Below are 22,155 nucleotides of genomic sequence, written 5' to 3'. Positions count from 1 at the left end.
CCTATGGCTGGCGAATTCCCAATTGTGCTGCAAACACCCTGAAAGGAATTCGCGTTCCTGTGATTTGGCCCGACCCTGTGTCAGGGCCAGGTTCACTCAAGCCCTGCGCACACGGTGGCATTCAAGACGTCGCGAGTTTCGGAAGTTACCCCAGGCGCATCCGTCGCACATGCGTCACGCCGCCATCGGCGTCTGATACAACCCACGACAGTGCGGCTGCCATCGATACGAACTCACACTCGCGCGGACGCCGCCAGGATCTGTGCTCGATTCCGGCGTGCGCCCGTCCAGCCCCGCATGTGTGCGATGGCCGTTATAGTACCGTTGGAAGTCGAGGAGCTTCGACTCCAGATCCGCGGCCGTCCAGAACAGGGTGCGGTCCAGACATTCGCGCCGAATGGTGCCAATCAGCCGTTCAACGAAGGGATGGGAGAGCGGCACGTACGGCACCGTCTTGATCTCCCTGATGTCCAGGATGCGCAGATTCGCCTGCCATTGGTGGAACCGATACAGGGGATCGTGGTCCGAACTGAGATATTTCGGCGAGGATTGGCCTCGAGTCGCGCGATTGAACATCCGGCACAGTCCCACGCCATCCACGTCGCCACGATGCACGCCAAAGCCCACGATGCGGCGTGTGCATTGGTCCATCACGACGAGCACCCAGTGGGTGCGCAGCACGGCCGATTCGCAACGAAACAAGTCGAGACTCCACAGACTGTCCTTCGTCTGACCGAGGACGGTGAGCCACGACGGCCCAGGCGAGTCTGGTGCGGACCGGCACCGAACGGCGAGGATGCGCCGCACGACGTCCTTGTTGATGGGAACGCCGAAGGCCAGGGCGATCTGTTGAGCAATCCGGGGGCAACCCCACGACGGATTCCGCTGTTTCATGTCGACGACCGCGGCCATGATTTCCTGGGTGGGCCCCTTTGGACCGGGCTTCGTCGGCACCGTGGAGCAGAAGAGCCGCCCGTATTTCCGCTGTGTCAGCGCTCGATGCAGGCTCAAGAGCGTTGAGGGTTTGAGGATGATCGCGGAACGGATCAGCCGGCGCGGGCGCATGAGGAGCGCGCACACGCCGGCGACCAGCCGATCGGAGAAACGCAGATTGGGGGACCGTTTTCGGGAACGATTGAGGATCAGCAGCTGCTGCTTGACGAGCACGGATTCGGCGACCACGGAACGCGCGCCGCCGGGACCGGCCAGGCGGGCGACTGTCGCCAGCAGATGCAGAAACAGGACGGCCAGATCGCGCACCGGACAATCCTAGCAAGATTGCGAATTCGAAAAACGCTCACGAATCTGCAATTCGCCATGCACAGGGTCATCGACACCGTTCAGCCGCACCTCGTTGTCGAGCAGGCAGGCCCGCGATATACTCAATGGAAGCGCCGGAAGTGCACGATGCCGAACCCCGTTCCGCTGCCACCGCCTGGATTCGACGACCTGTCGGTCGACGAGAAGATCGACTACCTACAGTCGCTGTGGGACCGAATCACGGCCGGCCCCGATACCATTCCGGTTCCGAAATGGCACCGCGACATCCTCGACGAGCGCCTGGAGGACTACCGGGAGACGCCTGACTCCGGCGACACCTGGGACGTGGTTCAGGAGCGACTTCGCAAGAGCCTCAACGGCCAGCACTGATCCGGCATGCCTCGCCGGCTCATCGTTCGACCACTCGCCGAGGTCGATCTCGCGGATGCCGCAAGATGGTACGACGACGAGCAAGCCGGACTTGGGGCGAAGTTCCTCAGCGAAGTCAGCCGGACGCTCGCACGCATTCGTGAGCGGCCACTCCAGTTTCCGATCGTGTGGCGCGGCGTCCGGCGGGCGCTCCTGCACACGTTCCCGTACGCCGTCTACTTCCGTGCGTCCGATGATGTGATTGTCATCCTGGCCGTGCTGCATCAGCGCAGGAACCCGAAGGTCTGGCAACGACGGGCGCGCTAGTCCGGCAGACAGCCGGGATTCCTCGGGGCGCCAGGTACATCGTTGCGCCCTGCCGTCGGAAGGGCGAGTATTCCTGGGACCACCGCCGCAAGAGTTCCGGCCAGTCGACGCTCGTGATCGGGCCACGCTTCGCCCGGATGACGAGGGCTTCTCAGTCCAGGAAATCGCGGGCTGAGGAACGGGGCTGCAATCAGGACGGGCCGATCCGCAGTTGGGCCAAGGCTGGCGGCCAAGTGGTCGGCGTCCTTGGGCTCCACACGCGTCTTTGGCGTTGATCAGGACCGTGCCAGCCAAGGCTCCCGGTTGACGCACCTTCGGCGTTACGACACCAGGCACAGCGGTGCTTCCGCCACGCTTGGCCGCTTCCAGGATGCTGGCGCTCCAGCCCGAGGCGAGCCGTCCCTGGATGACATCCGCAACAAAGCATGTTGCCTTTAATTGCACTGTCGCCGACAACCGGGCAACGGTCAAATTCAGGCAACAGCCTGGTGGCAACATGTCAGGGTGAAGTCCGCACGAGGCTCCTTGGACACCATCAGGGTCCCACCACGACGAGGCATTCGAGTCAAACGTCGCGATCGCAAAGAGTTTGCGAGTCACGCACCGAATGGCAGTCCGGACCGTGTGGGTCCGGCGTCTCGATGGCACGACCAACCAGACGCTCCTACGAGAAACGGGGCTCACGATCGCGGAAATCGCCAGCGAGGTGGGATTCTCGGACCAGAGCTACTTCGACAAGCGGTTCAAGCGGGCGTTCGGCCTCTCGCCGCGCGAGTTCCGGCTCGGCCTGAGCGGTCAAAATCCTCCCAGGATTTGACCCAACTCTCCTAGCACGGCGGCGGGCACCGCTGTACTGTGCGTGTCCATGCGCACAGCCCTCTTTCGCGCGGCGGCCGCCGTGCTCGTCGGCGCCGCGGCGCTCGCGGCCGGCAGCCCCGCACTCGCGGGACCGCTGCCGGCGCTGAAGGTCTCCGAGAACGGGCGCTTTCTCGTGACGGCGGCCAATCGGCCGTTGTTCTGGCTCGGTGACACGGCCTGGGAGCTGCTTCACCGCCTGAATCGGGAAGAAGCGGAGCGGTACCTGAAGAACCGCGCCGAGCGCCGTTTCACCATGATCCAGGCTGTGGCGCTGGGCGGAGCTCGACGGGCTGAACGTCCCGAATGCCTACGGGCACACGCCCCTGAAGAACAACGACCCGGCGCAGCCGAACGAGGAATACTTTGCGCACGTCGACAAGTGGAACAAGAAATGGGGCGTCGGACCGGAGATCCTCACACCGGAGGATGCCCGCGCGTACGGCGAATGGCTCGGCCGACGGTACAGGGACGCGAACGTCATCTGGATTGTCGGCGGCGACCGGCAATCGAGAACGATGTGCACCGGGACATCGCGCGGGCCATGGGTCGACTTCAACATGCGGCAGGCTCGCATAACCGGTGCCTATCTGCATACACATGGACACGGCACATCGTTGACCTTGTGAGAGGCGGCCTCGACGGGCCTTACTCGCGTCGGATGTGTGGATGAGCAAGACCCTGCAAGGGCGTAGGCGCGTGCTTCCGGCCGTCCTCGGCCTTGTTGCACTCATGTACTCTCCGAAGGCCGCCCTAGCCCAGGTCGCCGCCGGCAGCATTGTCGAGAGCGTCGTCGACCCACAGGGGGTGAGGTCCAGCTCCGTCAATCGTCATGACCCGACGCGCCTCACGCTCCCCAGACTCATTGACCTGGGCCGATTGGACGATGCACGCGAGAAGCTGCGTGAGCAGTTCGCCATACAGGGCGAACTGCCACGTTTGCTCTTCTTCGAGGCCATGATTCTGTACAAGGAGAGACAGTATCTGCAGTCTATCCAGAGACTCGCGCGCAGCCTTACGCTGTCAGACGGCGATCCCGACGTATATAAGCTCGCCGGACTGAACCTCGTGTCCCTGGGGAGGCGAGATCTCGCCGGGCCCTATTTTGAGGCTGCAGTCGAACTGGCCCCACGCGATTTCATGGCCCGTTACTACCTCGGACTCCACCAACTGAGCGATCGACGGTATGACCGGGCCGAAACCATTTTACGGGACGTTATCAACCTCAGACCTGACTACCTGGATGCCTACATCCTTCTCGGCGTGGCCAAAGAGCAGCGCGGGAAAGAGGAAGAGGCCATTCGCACATACCACCAGGCCATTGAGCTCGCCGAGCAGCAACACCTGAAGAGAGCCACTCCGTTTCTCTATCTCGCTCGGCTCTTGATCAGTTTGCATCGTCACGAGCAGAGTCTGGCGCCTCTGAAAAGGGCCGTGGAGATTGATTCGACATCATCCGAAGCTCGAACGCTTCTTGGCCAAGCACTGACATACCTCGGACGGTATGACGAGGCCCTTCCGGTTCTCATGGATGCGGCCGCGCTGCAGCCGCGCGATAAGACTGCGCACTATTTGTTAATGAGGGTTTACAAGAGGCTGGGCAAGAAGTCCGAAGCAGCGCGCGAAATGCAGCTGTTTCGCGAGCTCAACGAGAGCGGCACGGGCAATCGCTCTCCGGACGATCCAGGCAGGCCTTACGGGAGGAGGAGCCATGTCCGTTAGACCCTGGTGCTGCGCGCTCGTCACGCTCGTGTGCGTGGTCGCTATCTGCAGTCCGGCTCAGGCGCAAGTGTCGGGCCGCATTACCGGAACCGTGGTTGACGCGTCCGGGGGCATCATTGTCGGTGCCTCGATCACCTTGATGAACGAGCGAACCAGCGACGTGAGAACCACGGAGTCGAACGACGCCGGGATCTTTGTGTTCCCGAACGTCCCTCCGAGCAGCTACTCCGTCCTGGTCGAGGCCGAAGGCTTCACCAGCTTCGCGAAAACCAACCTCGTCGTGAGTGCGAGCCAGAGCCTGGCCCTGGGCAATCTGCAGTTGTCCGTCGGAGACGTGACCGATACGGTCACGGTTGCTGCCACCGGCGCCTCGGTTGAGACCGACACCTCGGGACAGAATGCGATACTCACCACCGAACAGCTCGGGGGGCTGATGTCGAAAGGCCGGGACATCGTCTCGCTGATAACCGTGCTGCCCGGCGTGTCCCAGAACGCGAGCAGCGATTCGCTCGGCGAGAATTGGGGCACTGGCACTCCCAATATGCAGGGGCTCCGCAGCCACTGGAACACGTTTCAACTGGACGGCCAGCCCGGCAACGACATCGACGTGCTCAACTTCTTTACGATGTCCGTCAGCATGGACGCCATAGAGGAGGTGAGCGTCAAATCCAACACCTACCTCGCCGAAGATGGACGCCTGCCAGGCGCGAACGTCAATATCGTTTCCAAATCCGGAACGCAGCAGTTTCGCGGTAGCGGCTACTATTTCAAGCGCCACGAGCGGTTCAACGCCAACAACTTCTTCAACAACCGGCTGGGCATCCCGAAGCCGCTCACTCGGTACGACACCTTCGGCGTGACCCTCGGCGGACCGGCCTACATCCCGGGCCGGTTGAACCGCAATAGGGACAAGCTGTTCTTCTTCGTCAGCCGCGAGGACTGGCGGATCAAACTGCCGGGACCCATCCTGCAAGCGACGCTGCCGACGGAGCTCGAGCGGAGGGGCGATTTCTCGCAGAGTGTCGACCAGAACGGCCAGTTAATTCAGGCCATCGACCCAACGACGGGCAAGCCGTTCCCTGGCAACATCATTCCGGCCGACAGGATTCACCCGATCGGGCAAAGTCTGCTCTCGCTGCTGCCCCTGCCGAACTTGCTCGACACGGGCATCACCGAGGGCGCGTTCAACTACCGCGACCAGGAGATTGTGAATCAGCCGAAAGCCCAGACGCAGCTCAAGATCGATTGGAAGCCCACCGAGCGGGACCGCATCTCGTTCCGTCCCCGGTGGTGGTCGTCTGACAGGCAAGGACAGTTCCAGAGCACGGCTTTCGGCGCCAACTTTCTCTTCCAGCAGCACCATTACGAGTACGTCACGAACGCCTACGCGGGCAGTTACAACCGGATCATCTCGCCGACGATCGTCAATGAGTTCAACGTTGGCTACAGCGAGGCCAAAGAACTGGGTACACTCAACGACGAGTTTCAGCTGGAGAACGTTCGGCGCGACAGGCATGGGCTCGACAGCCTGGGGCAACTCTTCCTGAATGCGAATCCGCTCAACCTCATTCCGCGAATGTTCTTCGGCGGGCTTCCCAATGCGGCGAATGTCGATTTTGACCCGCGGACGCCAATTGCCGCTGGCGATGAAAGGGTGTGGATCACCAATAACTTGACGTGGGTGGCCAACAATCACACCTTGAAGTTTGGGGTGTATTATGAGCTCAACAACGCCAGCGAAGGCCCGCGCGCCAGCGCTGTGGGCCGTCACATGGGGACGTTCGATTTTGGTCGCGACGCCAATAATCCGTTCGATAGTAACCACCCCTTTGCCAACGCGCTGCTGGGGAACTTCAGAAGTTACGCCGAGTCAAGCGGGCTGTCGAGCGGGCGGGCGCAGATCCATACCTTTGAATGGTTCGCTCAGGACTCGTGGAAGGTCACGCCGCGGTTGACCATCGACTATGGCGCGCGGTTCTACTCATTTATTCCCTGGCGGCTGCGCGACGATGAGGGAGCGGCGTTCGCACTGAGCCGCTATGATGCCGCCAACGTGCCCGAGTTGTACGTTCCGGCGCTGGACCCTGATGGCAGACGGGTGGCCAGGAATCCCGTTACCGGGGAACTTGCCCCTGAGCCGCTGATCGGGGCCTTCGCGCCAGGCTCAGGTGACCGCTTTGCCGGGGTCGTCGTGGGCGGCGATTCAAGCTATCCCGAGGGATTCCGCGAGCGCCCGGCCGTCCAGATCGCGCCCCGCGCCGGGTTCGCCTATGACCTGTTTGGCAACGGCAAGACGGCGGTCCGCGGCGGTTTCGGCGTGCACAAGCAGACCATCTTCTCTTCTCAGGCCTCGATGTGGACGACGACGACCGCGCCACCGATCCTGGAAAGCCCGACCATCTTCTATAGCAACCTGGACAGCTTTCTCAGCGCCGGCCAGGTCTTCTTCCCGACCGATTACCAGTCGTTCGATCTGAACTTCGACAAGGTGCCGACCATCTATCGCTGGTCGTTCGGCGTTCAGCAGGACATCGGTTTCGGGACGGTCCTCGACGTCACGTATGTGGGAAGTGAGGGCCGCAACCTGCGCCAGAGTCGGAACATCAACACGCTGGCCCCGGGCGTTCGGTTTCTGGAGAGCAGCCAGGACGCGACGACGGGTCGCCCACTACCGGACAACTTCCTGCGGCCTAACCCCGGGTTCCAGAACATCAGCTTTAGCGAGGAAACGGGCTTTTCCAACTACCACGCGCTGCAGGTGGGCGTCAACCGCCGCTACACGGCGGGGCTCCAACTGGGCGTCGCGTACACGTGGTCGAAGGCGATGGGCATCTCGGATCAGGACAACGGGAGCCTGCCGATCTACAGGGATGTCCGGAGCTACCTCTATGGCAAGCTGGGGTATGACCAGACGCACGTCTTCGTGTTCAACTATCTCTGGGACCTGCCCAACGCGCAACTGTTCGCCGGGAATCGTGTGACCCGCCTGCTCTTCCACGACTGGGGGGTCGCTGGTATCACCACGATGGCCAGCGGGACGCCCCTGGGGATCGATCTTTTCCGGACTGACGGAGTTGACCGCCACGGTGGCGGCGACCCGCCACGCGTGAATGTGATTGCGGATCCGATCCTCCCTCGTGGCGAGCGCAGCTTCGAGCGTTGGTTCAATACGGATGCGTTCGCCGCGCCTGGGGTGGGCGATTTCGGCAACGCCCCGAGGGATGTGTTTCGCGGTCCAGGGATCCACAACTGGGATTTCGCGCTGCTCAAACACTTTCCCATCGGCGGCGCTCGCCTCCAGCTCCGGTGGGAGGTCTATAACCTGTTCAACCACACGCAGTGGGAAGACGTGGATAACGATGCCCGCTTCGACGCGGCCGGCAGACAGGTCAACGGCCAATTTGGCCAGGTTATCAGCGCTCGGGCCCCGCGACAGATGCAGTTCTCACTTCGCTTGGAGTTCTGATACTGGGTAGACCAATGTCGGGTAGGAAGAAAAGGCAACCGATCGCAACACCAGCGTTGCTGTGGCTGTTGGCCCTCCTTCCCGCTACAGCCTCGGCGCAGGTAGACGAGTCGCGGACGCACTTCAACCGTGGCGTCGAGTTCCAGCGCAGCGGTGATTTGGAACGCGCACGGCTGGCCTATGAGGAAGCGCTGACGCTGTCGCCGGGGCGCGTGGATGCGCTGTCCAATTTGGGACTCGTCTATTTGAACCTCGGCGCACACGACAAGGCTATCGAGCGACTGAGCCGGGCTCTATCAATCAAACCGGACCTCCACATGGTCCGACTGTTTCTCGCGTTGGCTCATTTCCGTGCGGGCCAGTTCGGGCGGGCCGAGCGTCAAGCGGCCCGGGTGGTGGCCGCCCATCCCGGTCATCCGCGGGCCCTTCACCTGCTGGGATTATCGCTGCTGAAGCTCGAAAGAATTCAGGAGGGCATTGCCGCGCTCGAGGCAGCCCTGCGAGCCAACCCCAATAACGCTGAGGCGGCCCACACGCTCGCCACGGCGTATATCCGACGCGGCGATGTCGCAAAAGCGGAAGCGCTGCTGGAGGGGCCGCTGCGGTCGAGCGGTGACGCGCAGATCTGTCTGGTCAGGGGCACGATCCTGAACGCAAAGGGGGAGTACCGCGCGGCGCTCCAGGAACTGACCAAGGCCAAGGCACTCAACGACCGGCTGCCGACGCTGCACACGCAGTTGGGCTATGCGCACATGTTCTTGTCAGAGCCCAAACGGGCGACACACAGATTCCGGACGGCGCTGGCGCAGAACCCGGACGACTTTGAGGCGAACGCTTACCTCGGGTGGCTCTATCTCAGGGAGAAGCGGCATCAGGAGGCGTCCGAGCGGCTGCTGGCCGCCCTGCGACAGAAGCCTGACAGCAGCGCGCTCCTTTACATGATCGCGCAGGTCTACCGCGCGGGCGGGAAGCACGAGAAAGCCGCCGAAGCGCTCGAACGCGTCGTCCAACAGCGGCCGGACTTCAGGCCTGCTCACGTCCTTTTGGCCATGACATACAGCAGACTGAAACGGACTGAGGATTACGCCCGGGAACAAGCCGTCATCAAACGACTTACTGAAGAGGAGCAGGAAAGGAATCTCGGCCCCAGGACGGGTTATGCAGACGGAGAGCTCAGGCTGCCACCCCTCCCAGAGGATCCTTCGGGGACACCGAATACTGGGGGCGGCGTACGACACTGAAACAGAGAACATGTCGCGCCACGCTCGATCCACGCGCAATTCGGCTGTCGGTGCGCCCGGCGTTCTGACCACAGGGAGGCGAAGACTGTGAAACGATCAGCGACCCGAGATACACATCGACGCGCGCGGAGCACACCAGCGCTCCTGCTCGGCGCTACCCTTGCGGGAGCCGTGCTCCTGAGCGGCCCGGGCAGGACCGAGGCTCCCGCCGGCCCTCAGGCGCAGGCCGGGACGACGGTCGGTGCAGACTCCGTCACGAACCCGGTTCCCGGCGCTCCCCTGACCCTTGATATCGGCGCATCAACCGATCCGGACGGCGACCCGCTGCGATTCTCGTGGTGGCAGTATCAGGAGCCGGGCACGTATCGCGGCACCGTCGCGATCAGCGATGCCCATCGAGGCATCGCCTCGATGCGCGTCCCGGACGCGGCCAACACGGGTGACACGATTCATCTGATCGGCCAGGTGACGGATTCCGGCACGCCGCCGCTCACGCGCTACACCCGAGTGATCGTGACCGTGGGCTCGGCGCGAGCGCCCGCGACGACGCCGTCAGCGAACCCGGCATCCAGGCGGTAGCGCAGAGGCGAAAGGGGAACCCATGAAGGCAGTGATGGGCGCGTTGATGTTGGCCACGTTGCTCAGCGCCGCGGCATTCGCGCAGTCGGATGTGAACGTGTCCGGAAAGTGGGAGATCGAAACCACCGGCCGATTCGGGCCCCAGGTCCAGGTGCTGACGCTGAATCAGGTGGACACCGACGTGGTCGGTGAGCTCGCGGGCTCCGGCGAAGGCCCGGCGGGCAGCACGCCCATTTCTCCGGTCAACCGCGAAATCTTCGACGGCGCCGTCGATGGCCGGACGGTCTCCTTCTATGTGTGGCGAGGCAGCGACCGACCGACCAAGGTCGTCTATACCGGCACGCTGAACGACAGCGGCGACGAGATCACCTTCACGGTAAAGGGCGGTCGGGGCCGCTGGGCGCCTCCCCCGGGCCCCGTGCTCGCCAAGCGCGTCAAGTAGCCCCATCCGGTGAATATGCTACAAGGGAGCTGTACACTGGAACGGACAGCGCACGTGGAGCACCGCCAGGCGAACCCCTTTGCGCCGAACCCGGTCCTCCACGGATCGCCCGGGCCGCTGCCCGAGCGCATCCTGCTCCGCGCCGGACCCCTGACACTGGTGTTTGAAGCGGGCGACCTCCGCTCGATTCGCCTGGCACGCCGAGAAGTCGTCCGCCGCATCTATAGCGCGGTGCGCGATGCGTACTGGGCCACCATCCCGGGCGAGATCTCGGACCTGGTGCTGGAGGGCGATGCAGACTGCTTTCACGCGAGCTACCGTTCCGACCATCGCGCCGGCCCCATTCATTTCGTGTCGCGCGCGACGCTGACGGGCGCATCGGACGGCACCGTGACGTTCGCCTTCTCCGGCGAAGCGCTCTCCAGCTTCGAACGAAACCGGATTGGCCTCTGTGTGCTGCACCCGATACGCGAGTGCGCAGGCAGACCTGTGCGGGCGACCCTGACGTCGGGCACGCAGCGCGACCTCCGTTTTCCGGTGCTGGTCGCGGTCGAACAGCCGATCGAGGGATTCACGGACCTCTCCGCGCTTGCCTACGACGCAGGCCGCGACACCCGGATCGAGCTCGCGTTCGAGGGCGATCGCTTCGAAACCGAGGACCAGCGCAACTGGATCGACGCAAGCTTCAAGACGTACAGCACACCCCTGGCACTTCCCAAACCTGTCGTCGTCGCCGCCGGTACGCGGATCGAGCAGCGCGTGACGCTCCGAGTCGTGTCGCGAGCGTCCGCCCGCACGCCCCCGCCGGGTGGCCGCCAGCGCGTACCCGCTGATGTGCCGGTCGACGCTCCCGCGGGCGCTCTCCCGCCCGTGGGTGTCGGTCTGGGGGTGCTCGATCGGCCACTCGACTCTTCTGCGTTCGAACTGCTTCGCGAGCTCCGCCCCGTACACATCCGTGCCGACGTGTCGCTCGAGGCCGAGGCATGGCGGGCACACCTGCAGCATGCCCTGGACCTTCACCGCGCGCTCGGCAGCGGGCTCGAGCTCGCGCTGGACGTCGCGCCCGCATCGGGACCCGTGCTCGACGCACTCGCGGGTCTGCTGCCGGCCGATCTCAGGCTGGCGAGGCTGCTCGTCTTCGCGGCCGACAGGCCGACTACGAGCGCAGAGGTGCTGGCGCTGGTGCGCGACCGGCTGCTCGCGCGCCGACCGGATCTGGGCTCGCCGGGGGTCGGCAGCCGGATGGATCTCTACCAGTTCCACCTCGTCCCGCCGCCGCAGGCGGAACTGCTATGCTGGTCCATGAACCCGCATGCCCACGCGTCGGATCTCACGAGCCTGGCCGAGACGCCGCCGGCAGCTGGCGATCAGGTTCGCAGCGTCCGTGCCCGGCACCGGAACGCCTGGACGGCCGTCACACCCGTGACGCTCGGGCCGCGCGCAAGGGGATCTCTCCCGCCGCCGCCAACGGCGCATCCCCTGCACGCGTGTCTCTTCGGAGGGGCCTGGACGCTCGCAGTGGCCGCCCATCTCGCCACGGCGGGCGTCGACAGCGTCACGTTCCTGGAGAGCGTCCGCGAGTTGGGCTCCGCCACGGGCACACATCCACTGTTTCACGTGCTGGCAGATCTTCGTGAGTGCTTTGGCGGACGGCTGACGCTGCAGCCGGCGGTGGCGGACGGCGAAGAACCCGATGCGGGGGCCGCGCTGCTCGTGGGCCGGGATGCGTCGCGAGCGGTGCTGCTGCTGGCCAACCTGACCGGATCGCGTCGCCACGTGCCGCTGCCCGCATCGTTCGAGGCCGACCACGTGCGCATCCTCGACATCGATACGGCGGAACGCGCCGGCCGGGATCGCGCGGGCTTCCGCCGGGAGCACGGGCACCAACCCGCCGGGCGTACGCTCGCGCTGAATGCGTTCGCCACGGCACGGGTGGACGGCCGTCTCGTGGATCGGTGAATTTTATCCAAGCTTTGGTTCGCTTCCTTCAATCCGGCTGCCGCAGGGAGTGGTAACTGGTTCACGCGATGTCGCGCCCGCTCCGCTTCGCCGTCTTCGGCGCCGGATTCTGGACACCGTTCCAGCTCTCTGCCTGGCGCGAAGTGGGTGGCGTGCAATGCGTCGCGATCTGGAACCGCACCCGCCGCAAGGCCGAGGCCGTGGCCCGGCAGTTCGGGATCCCGGCGGTCTTCGACGACCCCGAGCAGCTACTGCGCGAGGTGCGCCCCGACTTCGTGGACAACATCACCGAGGTCGGCGGGCACGCGCCGGTCTCGACCCTGTGCGCGCGTCACCGGGTCGCATGCATCTGTCAGAAGCCGCTGGCTGCCTCTGACCGGGAGGCCGCTGCGATCGTGAGCGCCTTCCGGCGGGCCAGGACGCGCTTCTTCGTGCACGAGAACTGGCGCTGGCAGACGCCGATGAGGGAACTGCGTCGGCTGCTTGATGCGGGCACCATTGGCGTCCCCCTGCGCGCGCGTCTCACCATGGTCTCCGGCTACGACGTGTTCGCGAACCAGTCGGCGCTCCGCGAGCTGGATCGGTTTATCCTCACGGATCTCGGCACGCACCTGCTCGACGTGGCGCGCGTGCTCTTCGGCGAAGCCCGCACGTTGTACTGCCGCGCGGCCCGGACGCTCCCGCACGTGAAGGGTGAGAACCTCGCGACGCTGCTGCTGACGATGGGGCGGGCGCGTACGCACGTGACCGTGGAGCTCGGCTACGCGCGAACGCCCCTCGAGCCGTCCGTCCGCGAGGTCTTCCCGCAGACGCTCGCGTTCATCGAGGGTACGGACGGCTCGATCGAGCTCGCCGCCGACTACGTGATCCGTGTCACCACACGGCGCGGCACACGGGTGACACGGCATGCGCCTCCGCGCTACGCATGGGCCGATCCGCGGTACGAGGTGGCCCAGGCCAGCCTCGTGCTGTGCTGCGCCGACCTGCTGCGCGGCCTCCGCGGCGAGGGCGGCGGCGAGACGACCGGAGACGACAATCTCAAGACGCTGCGGCTGGTCTTCGCCGCATACGACAGCGCGCGTCGAGGACGGGAGTTCCGGTTCTGACAGGAGGCGATTGGATGAACGGGAACATCGGGCGGCGGTGGAGCATCCTGAACGCGCTCGCGGCCGCGGCCCTCGTGTGCACCGCCTGCGGTGAGGGCAGCGCTCCGGGCGGCGACGGCCGGGCGCCGCTCACCATTGGCGTGGCGTTCGAAACGCTCCAGACGGAGTTTTGGGTGGCGGCCTGGAACAAGCTCCGCGCCGACACCGCCGCGCGGGGCATCACGATGCTCGAGGCCGTGGCGGACGGCGATCCGAACCGGCAGTTCGAGCAGGTGCGTACGTTCATCAACCGCCGGGTCGACGGCATCATCCTCGTGCCGAAGGATGGCAAGACCGTTATCCCCATGATTCGGGCCGCGAACGCCGCGGGGATCCCGGTGGTGCTCTTCAACCGCCCGGCGGACCGCACCGACGCGCCGCACACGACGATCGCGCCGGACAACTTCGCGATCACCCGGGAGACGGTGGCGTACCTCGTCGACCAGGTCAGGGCGTCCGGCCGCAAGGCGAAGGCGGCGGTCCTGCTCGGCGACCTGAGCGACGTCAACGCGATCGAACGGCGGGACGGATTCGAGGCGGCCATTCGGGACGCGGGCGATCTCGTGGAGGTCGTCGCGCGCATTCCGACCGCGTGGAACCAGGAGAAGGCGCTGGCGGGGTTCGAGAGCGCGATGCAGGCGCATCCCGACATCAACTTCGTCTTCACCTCGTCCGACTTCATGCTGCCCAGCATCAAGTCGGTCCTGAGCGCCAGGGGCCGGTGGAAGAAGGTCGGCGAGCCCGGGCACGTGCTGCTCGCCGGGTTCGACGGCGATCCGACCGCGTACGGCCTGATGGTCGACGGATACGTCGACGCCACCGGCGTGCAGGATGTCTTCTGGGAGGCGGAGCAGGCCATCCGGGTCATCGAGGAGGCGAAGGCCGGCACGCCACCACCCGCGCGGCTCGACGATCCCGGATTCGTGATTACGCAGGCCAACCTGTCGTCGCTCGCCGGGCGCATGTGGGGCGCCGTCATGTCGAAGCGCGCCGAGGCGCCCTGATGCGGTTCGCGGCGGCCCTTCGCGCTGGCCCCATCGCCGAGGCCATCCGTGCACCAATCCTGCTGCTCTGGGCCGGGGCCGCTCTGGCGTTCGCCCTCGCCGTTCCAGGGTTCGCCTCCGCTGCCAATATCAGCGCCATCCTGATCTCGTCGTTGCCGCTGCTGCTGCTCGCGACTGGCCAGACGTTCGTGCTGATTGCGGCGGGCATCGATCTCTCCGCCCCGGCGATCGTCGGGCTCGCGAGTGTCGTCGGCGGGATCGTCATGAGCGGCGACGAGGGGTGGCTGGCGGGCCGCGCGGCGGCCGTGCCGGCCGGGCTGTTCGCCATGCTCGCGACCGGCGCCCTCGCGGGCCTCGGCAACGGTCTGTGCGCGGGCATGCTCCGCATGCCGGCGTTCATGGTGACGCTGGTGAGCGGGATGTTCGCCGGGGGCCTCGCCGTGCTCCTCGTCCGGCTGGCCGCGGGCACGGAGACGATGTTTGCGCTCCCGCGCGCCTTCGTGGCGATCGGGTCCAGTCCGGCAGCGGCCGCGCTGGTCGCCTGCGGGTGCGCGCTCGCAGCCGGCGGGCTGCTCGAACGCATCCGGTACGGGCGCATGCTGCGCGCCGTCGGGTACAACCCCTTGGCCGCGAGAGTCTCGGGTGTGCCGGTTGGCATGGTCACCGCCGCCGCATACGTGGTGAGCGGTACGCTCGCCGCCGTCGCCGCCGTGCTGCTGACGGGTCATCTCGAAACCGCCTCCCCCACGCACGGCCGTCAGCTGCTGCTCGACGTCATCGGCGCGACCGTGATCGGCGGCACGAGCCTGAAGGGCGGACGAGGCGGCGTCTGGGGCACCGCCGTCGGCGTCCTCTTCCTGGCGATGCTGGGGAACGCGCTGACCCTGTTGAACCTCTCCGATTTCATGATCACGATGCTGAAGGGTCTCGTGATTCTCGTTGCGGCCATCGTCGACTCGGCGAGGGAGCGGAGATGACGAAGCAGCCGGAAGCACCGCAGTCGAGGGCCCCTCGAGTGGCTCTCGACGGTATTCGCAAGGCGTTTGGCGGGATCCCAGTGCTGCGGGGAATCGACCTCACGCTTGAGCCCGGTGAGGTGCTGGGTCTCGTCGGCGAGAACGGCGCCGGGAAATCCACGCTGATGAACGTCCTGGGGGGAAGCGTCCGGGCTGACGAGGGCCGCATGTTCGTGCACAGCCTGCCGTACGCCCCCAGGAGCCCTGCGGATGCGGCCAGAGCCGGCATCGCCTTCGTGCACCAGGAGCCGACCGTCTTTCCGAACCTCACCATTGCCGAAAATCTGCAGCTCACGAACCTGCCCCGTCGCGCTGGCCTGCCGTGGATCGACCGCACGGCGGCCTGGGAGAGGGCGGCCGCGCTCCTGCGGCGGGTGGGCCTCAGCCGGGATCCGGGTACGCGGGTCGAGCGCCTCTCGGCGGGTGAACGGCAGCTCGTTGAAATCGGCCGTGCGCTCGGCGCCGATGCGCGTGTGCTGATTCTCGACGAGCCGACCACGTCGCTGGGCGCCGCGGAGCGCGAGCGCCTGCATGCGCTCATTGCCGAGCTGAGCGCGAGCGGTTTGTCGGTCGTGTATATCTCGCATGAACTGAACGACGTTCTGCGCGTGTGTCATGCCATCGCCGTACTCAGGGATGGCGCGGTGGTCGCGACCGGCCGGGCCGCCGAGCTCTCGGTCGACGCATTGATCCGCCACATGGTTGGACGCGAGACCCGCCAGCTCTATCCACCCCGGAGGGCTGCCCTGCCGCGCGAACCGGTGCTGGAGTTGCGGGACGTCACGCTCGGCGTGGCACAGGCCGCCGATCCGCGTCGCGGGCAGGGCATCGAGCCGCTGCCGGCGATCGGCTTCACGCTCCATGAGGATGAAATCCTCGGGCTGTTCGGTCTGATGGGCGCCGGACGATCCGAGCTAGCGCGAGTGATCTTCGGGCTCGACGCCTCGGTGTCGGGACAGATGCTGCTTGATGGGACCCCGCTCGCAGGGAGTCCGGCGGAGCGAATCCGTCGAGGGCTCGCCTTCGTTACGGAGGATCGGCGGCTCGAAGGCCTGTGCCTGGGCGCTTCCGTGGCCGACAACCTGGTGCTCGCCAGCCTGCGTGCCTTCTCGCGCACACCGATTGGCCTGCTCGATCCCACCGCCATCCGCCAGGCCGTCGACCGGATCGGTCAGGACGTGCGGCTGACCGGGCATGCCGGAACGCACGTCCCCGTAGCGCGGCTGAGCGGTGGCAACCAGCAGAAGGTCGTACTCGGCAAGTGGCTGCTCACGCGGCCGCGCGTGCTGATCCTGGACGAGCCGACGCGGGGCATCGATGTGGGCGCACGCGCGGAGATCTACGAGCTGCTGTACCAGCTGGCGGAGGCGGGGTCCGCCCTGCTGGTGATCTCATCGGACCTCGACGAGCTGCTGGGGATTTGCGATCGGCTCCTCGTCATGCGGAAGGGACGCATCGTCCGCAGCTTCGCGCCGGCGGAGTTCGACCGCGAACGCCTGCTGCGGGCCGCCCTGCCCGCATCCGTGTCGGAGCGGACGTGAACCGGGCCAACACCTACGCGCGAACGGCCGCCTTGAGCCGCCTGCTGCGGGCAGCGCCCGCGCTGCTGCTGGCCTCGGCCCTGCTGCTCGTCGGCCTGCAATCCGACCGCTTTCTCACCGGCGACAGCGCGACGCAGATCCTGGCGCAGGCCGCACCCACCATCGTCGTCGCGGTCGGCATGACGTTTGTGCTGCTGACGGGAGGCGTCGACCTGTCGGTGGGGGCGCTCATGTTCATCGCCGCCGGTCTCGCCGGGCATCTGGCGCTCGGGGGCTGGCCGCTCAGCGTCGCGGCCCTGGCGATGGTGGGCTTGGGTCTCGCGGGCGGCGCGGTGAACGCATGGCTCGTGACCCGCTTCCGCCTGGTTCCGTTCGTGGCGACGCTGTCGACGCTATACATTGGCCGTGGGCTGGGGCGATGGATCACCGAGACGCGAGCGATCAACTTGCCGGAACCGTTCCTGGCATTCGGCGCCGGCTCCTGGCTAGGGATCCCGCTGATTGCGTGGGTGGCCGCCGGAGTCGCCCTCGTGGGCCAATTCGTCCTGTCGTCGACGCCGTTCGGCCGGCAGCTCTATGCCCTCGGCGCCAGCGCGGATGCCGCACGCAAAACGGGTATCCATACCATCCGCACGACCGCCGCCGTGTACGTGATCAGCGGCGGCTGCGCCGGCCTCGCCGGCCTGCTGGCGCTCTCGCGTCTGGGAACGGTATCGCCGCGATTCGGCGAGCTGTACGAGTTCGAGGCGATCACGGCCGCGGTGCTCGGCGGCACCAGCCTGTACGGCGGACGGGGCCGCGTGCTCCCCGGAACGGTGGCCGGTGCGCTGCTGCTGAAGACGATCTTCAGCGCTCTTGTCATCCTCCAGGCCAACCCGTATCTCTATCCCCTGATTACCGCGGCGGTCATTTTCGCCGCCGTGCTCCTCGATACGCTGCGGAGGCGGGCCGGCGCGCCCGGGGAGGCGCTCCGCTAGAATATCGGAATGTGCCCCGCGGTTCGGCCATCGCGCGCCTGGGACGATCTGCTCGCCGCCTGCTCGCGGCTGCCGTTCGAGCCACACGACATCGCGGCGCAGCTCGATTCGCGCGGACGCTATGAGATACCGCTCGACGAGGAGTTCGCACTTGCGATCAAGCTGTTTCACTACTCCTCGCTCAGGCACACCCGCGGCGCCACCTGGCACGAGCGTCTCGAGCTGTTCGTTCCGCTGGACGGCCGGACGCTCTTCCGCATGCGCGACGAGACGGCGAAACTCCGCCGCGGTGACCTGCTCGTCGTGGACAATCTCACGCTCCACCACGTCGTCGACTTTCCCGGGTTCAATACGCGGGCGATCGTGATCTCGTTCCGGCCCGAGTTCGTCTACAGCCTGGGCTCGCCGTCGTACGACTATGCGTTTCTGCTGCCCTTCCATCCGCGTCGGAAGCCGCAGACGCGCATTGTCGCGTTGCCGCGCGCCCCGGAGGCCGCCGATGCGCTGCGGCGGCTGATCGAGTGCCGCTTCGGTTCGAGAAACGGACCGATGCAGCGGGCGGGCTGCAAGGCCTTCCTGCTGCAGCTCCTCTTCGAACTCGGGCGCCGTCTCCCCGCCTCCGAGCTGATGCACTGGGAGTTCCTGCGGCATCAGCAGCGCTCGCTGCGCCTGAAGCCGGTGTTCGATCACGTCCGCGAACACTATGCCGAGCGCCTTACCATTGCCGAGGCCGCCCGGATCGCGGGGATGAGCCGGCCGCAGTTCATGAAGACCTTCAAGAAGGTGGCCGGAATGACGCTTGTGGCGTATCTGAACCACGTTCGGCTCTCGAACGGATCCCGGCTCCTGCGAGAAACGGGGCTCACGATCGCGGAAATCGCCAGCGAGGTGGGATTCTCGGACCAGAGCTACTTCGACAAGCGGTTCAAGCGGGCGTTCGGCCGGTCGCCGCGCGAGTTCCGGCTCGGCCTGAGCGGTCAAAATCCTCCCAGGATTTGACCCAACTCTCCTAGCACGGCGGCGGGACGCCGCTGTACTGTGCGTATCCATGCGAACAGCCCTCTTTCGCGCGGCGGCGGCCGTGCTGACCGGCGCCGCGGCGCTCGCGGCCGGCAGCCCCGCACTCGCGGGACCGCTGCCGGCGCTGAAGGTCTCCGAGAACCGGCGCTTTCTCGTGACGGCGGACAACCGGCCGTTCTTCTGGCTCGGTGACACGGCCTGGGAGCTGTTTCACCGCCTGAACCGGGAAGAAGCGGAGCGGTACCTGAAGAACCGCGCCGAGCGCCGTTTCACCGTGATCCAGGCTGTAGCGCTGGCGGAGCTCGACGGGCTGAACGTCCCGAATGCCTACGGGCACACGCCCCTGAAGAACAACGACCCGGCGCAGCCGAACGAGAAGTACTTTGCTCACGTCGACTGGATCCTCGCGAAAGCGAACGACCTCGGCCTGTACGTCGGACTCCTGCCCACGTGGGGCGACAAGTGGAACAAGAAATGGGGCGTCGGACCGGAGATCTTCACGCCGGAGACCGCCCGCGTGTACGGCGAATGGCTCGGCCGACGGTACAGGGACGCGAACGTCATCTGGATTGTCGGCGGCGACCGGCCCATCGAGAACGATGTGCACCGGGAAATCGTGCGGGCCATGGCGCAGGGGCTCAGGGCAGGTGATGGCGGCGCCCATCTCATCACGTTCCATCCCCCCGGAGGGACCGGTTCGTCCACCTGGTTCCATGACGAGCCGTGGCTCGACTTCAACATGCGGCAGAACGGGCATGTGACGGAGTTCACGGGACGCTACGACAAGACCCGGGAGGACTACGACCGAACGCCGGTGAAGCCGGTGCTGGACGGCGAGCCCATCTACGAAGACCACCCGGTCTCGTTCAACGCCAAAGAGCTGGGGCACTCGATCGCGAGCGACGTCCGGCGGACGCTGTACTGGGACCTGTTCACGGGGGCGTTCGGTCACACGTACGGTCATCATTCCGTCTGGCAGATGTGGACTCCCGAACGAGATCCCGTCAACGATCCTCTGATGCCGTGGACCAAGGCCATCGAGCAGCCGGGCGCAGCACAGATGCAGCACGGCAGGGCGCTGATGGAGTCCAGGCCGTTTTTGACCCGTGTGCCCGACCCTGACATCATCGTGAGCAGCCGGGTGCCAACGAGCGTGCCCGGCGCCGGACGATATCGCTTTGTCGGCACCCGTGACGCGGAAGGCACCTATGCGATGGTATACGCACCGGTTGGACGCACCTTTTTAGTGCGGATGGACAAGATCGCTGGCCCCCGCGTGAGGGCCTCGTGGTTCGATCCGCGCACCGGAACGGCGACCGTTATCGGAACCTTCCCGAACACTGGGGAGCGGACGTTCACCCCGCCGGATGCCGGGGAGATGCTCGACTGGGTGCTCGTCCTTGATGACGAATCCAGAGCCTACCCGCTGCCCGGTGCACGCCAGGGCATCAAGTAAATCCATGTCCACGCGAATCGCCCTGATCGGCGCCGGCGGCAAGATGGGCTGCCGTCTGACGGACAACTTCCTCAAGTGCTCGTATCTCGTCGACTACGTCGAGGTGGGCCCGCGGGGCCTTGAGAACCTGAAGGCTCGCGGCGTTCGGGTGGTTGCCGAGGACCAGGCCGTCGAGGCCGCCGACGTCGTGATCCTTGCGGTCCCCGATGTCGCCATGGGCGAGATCGCCGAGCGCGTGCTCCGCCGGATGCGTCCGGGCTCACTGCTCATAACGCTCGACCCGGCCGCGCCTCTCGATGGGCAGATCCCCCACCGGGACGATGTGGCATGCGTGGTGGCGCATCCGTGCCACCCCTCGGTGTTCAACTGGGAGCCGACCGAGCAGGCGTTCCGGGATTTCTACGGGGGCATCTCGGCGAAGCAGGCGATCATCTGCGCGTTGATGCGCGGCGGCGAACCGCACTACGAGCTCGGCGTCGCAATCGCCAGGGACATGTACGCGCCGGTCAGCCGAGTTCACCGCGTGAGCCTCGAGCAAATGGCGATGCTCGAACCCGCGCTGGTCGAGACACTCGCGCAGACGTGCATGGAAGCCGTGAAGGAAGGCTGCGATCGGGTCGTCGCCGCGGGGGTTCCAGCGGAGGCGGTTCGTGACTTCGCCCTCGGGCACCTGCGGATTCAGATTGCGGTGCTCTTCGGCGAGGTGGACGGCACGTTCTCCGATGCGGCGTACAAGATCACCCGTCGCGCACGGTCGGTGCTCTTCAGGGACAACTGGCAGCGGATTTTCGAGCTTTCAGACATCCGCGACCAGGTGCGCGACATCACGACGCGGTGACCGGTGCGGGCCCGGCCAGCCGGACCCCGACAGCATTTACGCATGCGTGCCGGCGTCGGCTCCTTCGCGTTCGGGTGGGCGGTAAGGCACGGCCGGCCGCCACTCGACGAGCACGCGTTGCTCGCGTTCGCGCGGGCACACGGCCTGGCCGTGTTGCAGCTCGGCGACAACATGCCCGTGCACGAGTGGCACGGCACGCGGCTCGCGGCCTTCGTCGAGGCCGCCGACGCAGCGGGGGTGGAGATCGAGCTCGGGGCGCGCGGGCTAACAGACGCCCACCTGGCCCGATACCTGGACCTCTGCCGCCAGTGCCGCGCGCGAGTGCTTCGGTTCGTGGCGGATTCGGCGGCGTACGAGCCGTCGCCGGACGACGTTGCGAACGTGATCCGCAATGCCGCGGCGGAGCTCGCCGCGCGCGGCGTGACGCTCGCGCTCGAGAATCACGATCGGTTTCCCGCCGCTACAATGCGGCGGATAATCGAGTCGGCCGGTACACCCCACGCGGGGATCTGCCTGGATACGGCCAACTCGCTCGGGGCGGGTGAGGGACTCGCGACCGTCGTCGATGCGCTCGCCCCGCTCACGGTGAACGTGCACGTCAAGGACGTCCGCATCTCGCGCCTGCCGCACCTGATGGGATTCGTTGTCGAGGGACGGCCGCTCGGAGAAGGTCAGCTGCCGATTGCCGAAGTTATCGACCGGGTCCGCACGTACGGGCGATGCGGGAGCGTGATTCTGGAGGCGTGGCTGTCGCCGGCCGACACGGTGGAGTGCACGCTGCGGCTCGAACGGGCCGGGGCCGACGCGAGCATCGAGCGGCTGAAAGCCGTTCTGGCGGGCGCTGAGCTCTGACCATGACCGTAACGGTGCGGCTTATCAAGGTTATGGCTGGCGAATTCCCAATTGTGCTGCAAACACCCTGAAAGGAATTCGCGTTC

Annotated in this window: 19 protein-coding genes and 1 pseudogene; 19 read left to right on the top strand and 1 reads right to left on the bottom strand. The window is 66.0% G+C overall.

What is annotated here, in order from left to right; translation table 11 throughout:
• Nucleotides 1-174 precede the first annotated feature (174 nt).
• Nucleotides 175-1,260: a transposase gene (locus tag GEV06_22610; protein ID MPZ20675.1), complete on the bottom strand. Its 1,086-nt coding sequence runs from the start codon at nt 1,258-1,260 to the stop codon at nt 175-177.
• Here GEV06_22610 and GEV06_22605 point away from each other — a divergent pair.
• The 19 genes and pseudogenes from GEV06_22605 to GEV06_22515 all read left to right on the top strand — a co-directional run bounded on the left by GEV06_22605 (nt 1,231) and on the right by GEV06_22515 (nt 22,069).
• A complete protein-coding gene (locus GEV06_22605) occupies nt 1,231-1,650 on the top strand; it encodes a hypothetical protein (GenBank protein ID MPZ20674.1) in 420 nt (139 codons plus the stop codon). The two genes, GEV06_22610 and GEV06_22605, sit on opposite strands and share 30 nt — an antisense overlap.
• Nucleotides 1,651-1,656: 6 nt before the next feature.
• Entirely contained in the window at nt 1,657-1,956 is a 300-nt protein-coding gene (locus GEV06_22600; protein ID MPZ20673.1) for a type II toxin-antitoxin system RelE/ParE family toxin, read from the top strand.
• A gap of 607 nt (nt 1,957-2,563) precedes the next feature.
• Nucleotides 2,564-2,773, top strand: a complete 210-nt coding sequence (locus GEV06_22595) for an AraC family transcriptional regulator (protein MPZ20672.1) — start codon at nt 2,564-2,566, stop codon at nt 2,771-2,773.
• 48 nt (nt 2,774-2,821) lie between these two features.
• A pseudogene (locus tag GEV06_22590) lies at nt 2,822-3,484 on the top strand (DUF4038 domain-containing protein).
• Nucleotides 3,481-4,533 carry a tetratricopeptide repeat protein gene (locus GEV06_22585; protein ID MPZ20671.1) on the top strand — a complete coding sequence of 351 codons (1,053 nt, stop codon included), beginning with the start codon at nt 3,481-3,483 and terminating at the stop codon, nt 4,531-4,533. The pseudogene GEV06_22590 and the gene GEV06_22585 overlap by 4 nt, the downstream one beginning before the upstream one ends.
• The gene (locus GEV06_22580) at nt 4,523-7,999 is read left to right on the top strand and encodes a hypothetical protein (GenBank protein ID MPZ20670.1); all 3,477 of its coding nucleotides are present in this window, start codon (nt 4,523-4,525) and stop codon (nt 7,997-7,999) included. The genes GEV06_22585 and GEV06_22580 overlap by 11 nt, the downstream gene beginning before the upstream one ends.
• A 14-nt stretch (nt 8,000-8,013) precedes the next feature.
• The gene (locus GEV06_22575; GenBank protein ID MPZ20669.1) at nt 8,014-9,240 is read left to right on the top strand and encodes a tetratricopeptide repeat protein; all 1,227 of its coding nucleotides are present in this window, start codon (nt 8,014-8,016) and stop codon (nt 9,238-9,240) included.
• A gap of 87 nt (nt 9,241-9,327) precedes the next feature.
• Nucleotides 9,328-9,819, top strand: coding sequence for a hypothetical protein (locus GEV06_22570; protein ID MPZ20668.1), 492 nt, complete (start codon nt 9,328-9,330; stop codon nt 9,817-9,819).
• Between the two features lie 22 nt (nt 9,820-9,841).
• Nucleotides 9,842-10,261 (top strand): hypothetical protein, encoded by a 420-nt coding sequence (locus tag GEV06_22565; protein ID MPZ20667.1) that lies wholly within the window; start codon nt 9,842-9,844, stop codon nt 10,259-10,261.
• Nucleotides 10,262-10,315: 54 nt separating this feature from the next.
• Entirely contained in the window at nt 10,316-12,220 is a 1,905-nt protein-coding gene (locus GEV06_22560; GenBank protein ID MPZ20666.1) for a hypothetical protein, read from the top strand.
• Nucleotides 12,221-12,288: 68 nt separating this feature from the next.
• Nucleotides 12,289-13,326 carry a gfo/Idh/MocA family oxidoreductase gene (locus GEV06_22555; GenBank protein ID MPZ20665.1) on the top strand — a complete coding sequence of 346 codons (1,038 nt, stop codon included), beginning with the start codon at nt 12,289-12,291 and terminating at the stop codon, nt 13,324-13,326.
• 14 nt (nt 13,327-13,340) lie between these two features.
• On the top strand, nt 13,341-14,369 hold the full coding sequence (locus tag GEV06_22550; GenBank protein MPZ20664.1) for a substrate-binding domain-containing protein: 1,029 nt from the start codon (nt 13,341-13,343) through the stop codon (nt 14,367-14,369).
• A complete protein-coding gene (locus GEV06_22545) occupies nt 14,369-15,346 on the top strand; it encodes a hypothetical protein (protein MPZ20663.1) in 978 nt (325 codons plus the stop codon). The genes GEV06_22550 and GEV06_22545 overlap by 1 nt, the downstream gene beginning before the upstream one ends.
• Complete coding sequence (locus GEV06_22540) at nt 15,343-16,926, top strand: ATP-binding cassette domain-containing protein (GenBank protein MPZ20662.1); 1,584 nt, start codon at nt 15,343-15,345, stop codon at nt 16,924-16,926. Before GEV06_22545 ends, GEV06_22540 begins: the two co-directional genes overlap by 4 nt.
• Nucleotides 16,923-17,903 (top strand): ribose ABC transporter permease, encoded by a 981-nt coding sequence (rbsC, locus tag GEV06_22535; protein MPZ20661.1) that lies wholly within the window; start codon nt 16,923-16,925, stop codon nt 17,901-17,903. The genes GEV06_22540 and rbsC overlap by 4 nt, the downstream gene beginning before the upstream one ends.
• Nucleotides 17,904-17,912: 9 nt before the next feature.
• Nucleotides 17,913-18,902, top strand: a complete 990-nt coding sequence (locus GEV06_22530) for an AraC family transcriptional regulator (protein ID MPZ20660.1) — start codon at nt 17,913-17,915, stop codon at nt 18,900-18,902.
• A 49-nt stretch (nt 18,903-18,951) separates the two neighbouring features.
• Entirely contained in the window at nt 18,952-20,379 is a 1,428-nt protein-coding gene (locus GEV06_22525) for a DUF4038 domain-containing protein (protein MPZ20659.1), read from the top strand.
• A gap of 4 nt (nt 20,380-20,383) precedes the next feature.
• Entirely contained in the window at nt 20,384-21,217 is an 834-nt protein-coding gene (locus tag GEV06_22520) for a semialdehyde dehydrogenase (GenBank protein ID MPZ20658.1), read from the top strand.
• A gap of 42 nt (nt 21,218-21,259) precedes the next feature.
• Complete coding sequence (locus GEV06_22515; GenBank protein MPZ20657.1) at nt 21,260-22,069, top strand: TIM barrel protein; 810 nt, start codon at nt 21,260-21,262, stop codon at nt 22,067-22,069.
• Nucleotides 22,070-22,155: the final 86 nt, after the last annotated feature.

The sequence above is a fragment of the Luteitalea sp. genome (genome assembly GCA_009377605.1).
Lineage (GTDB): Bacteria > Acidobacteriota > Vicinamibacteria > Vicinamibacterales > Vicinamibacteraceae > WHTT01.
Note: the sequence above shows the minus strand (reverse complement) of the source record. Positions and strands in the feature narration are given on the sequence as shown.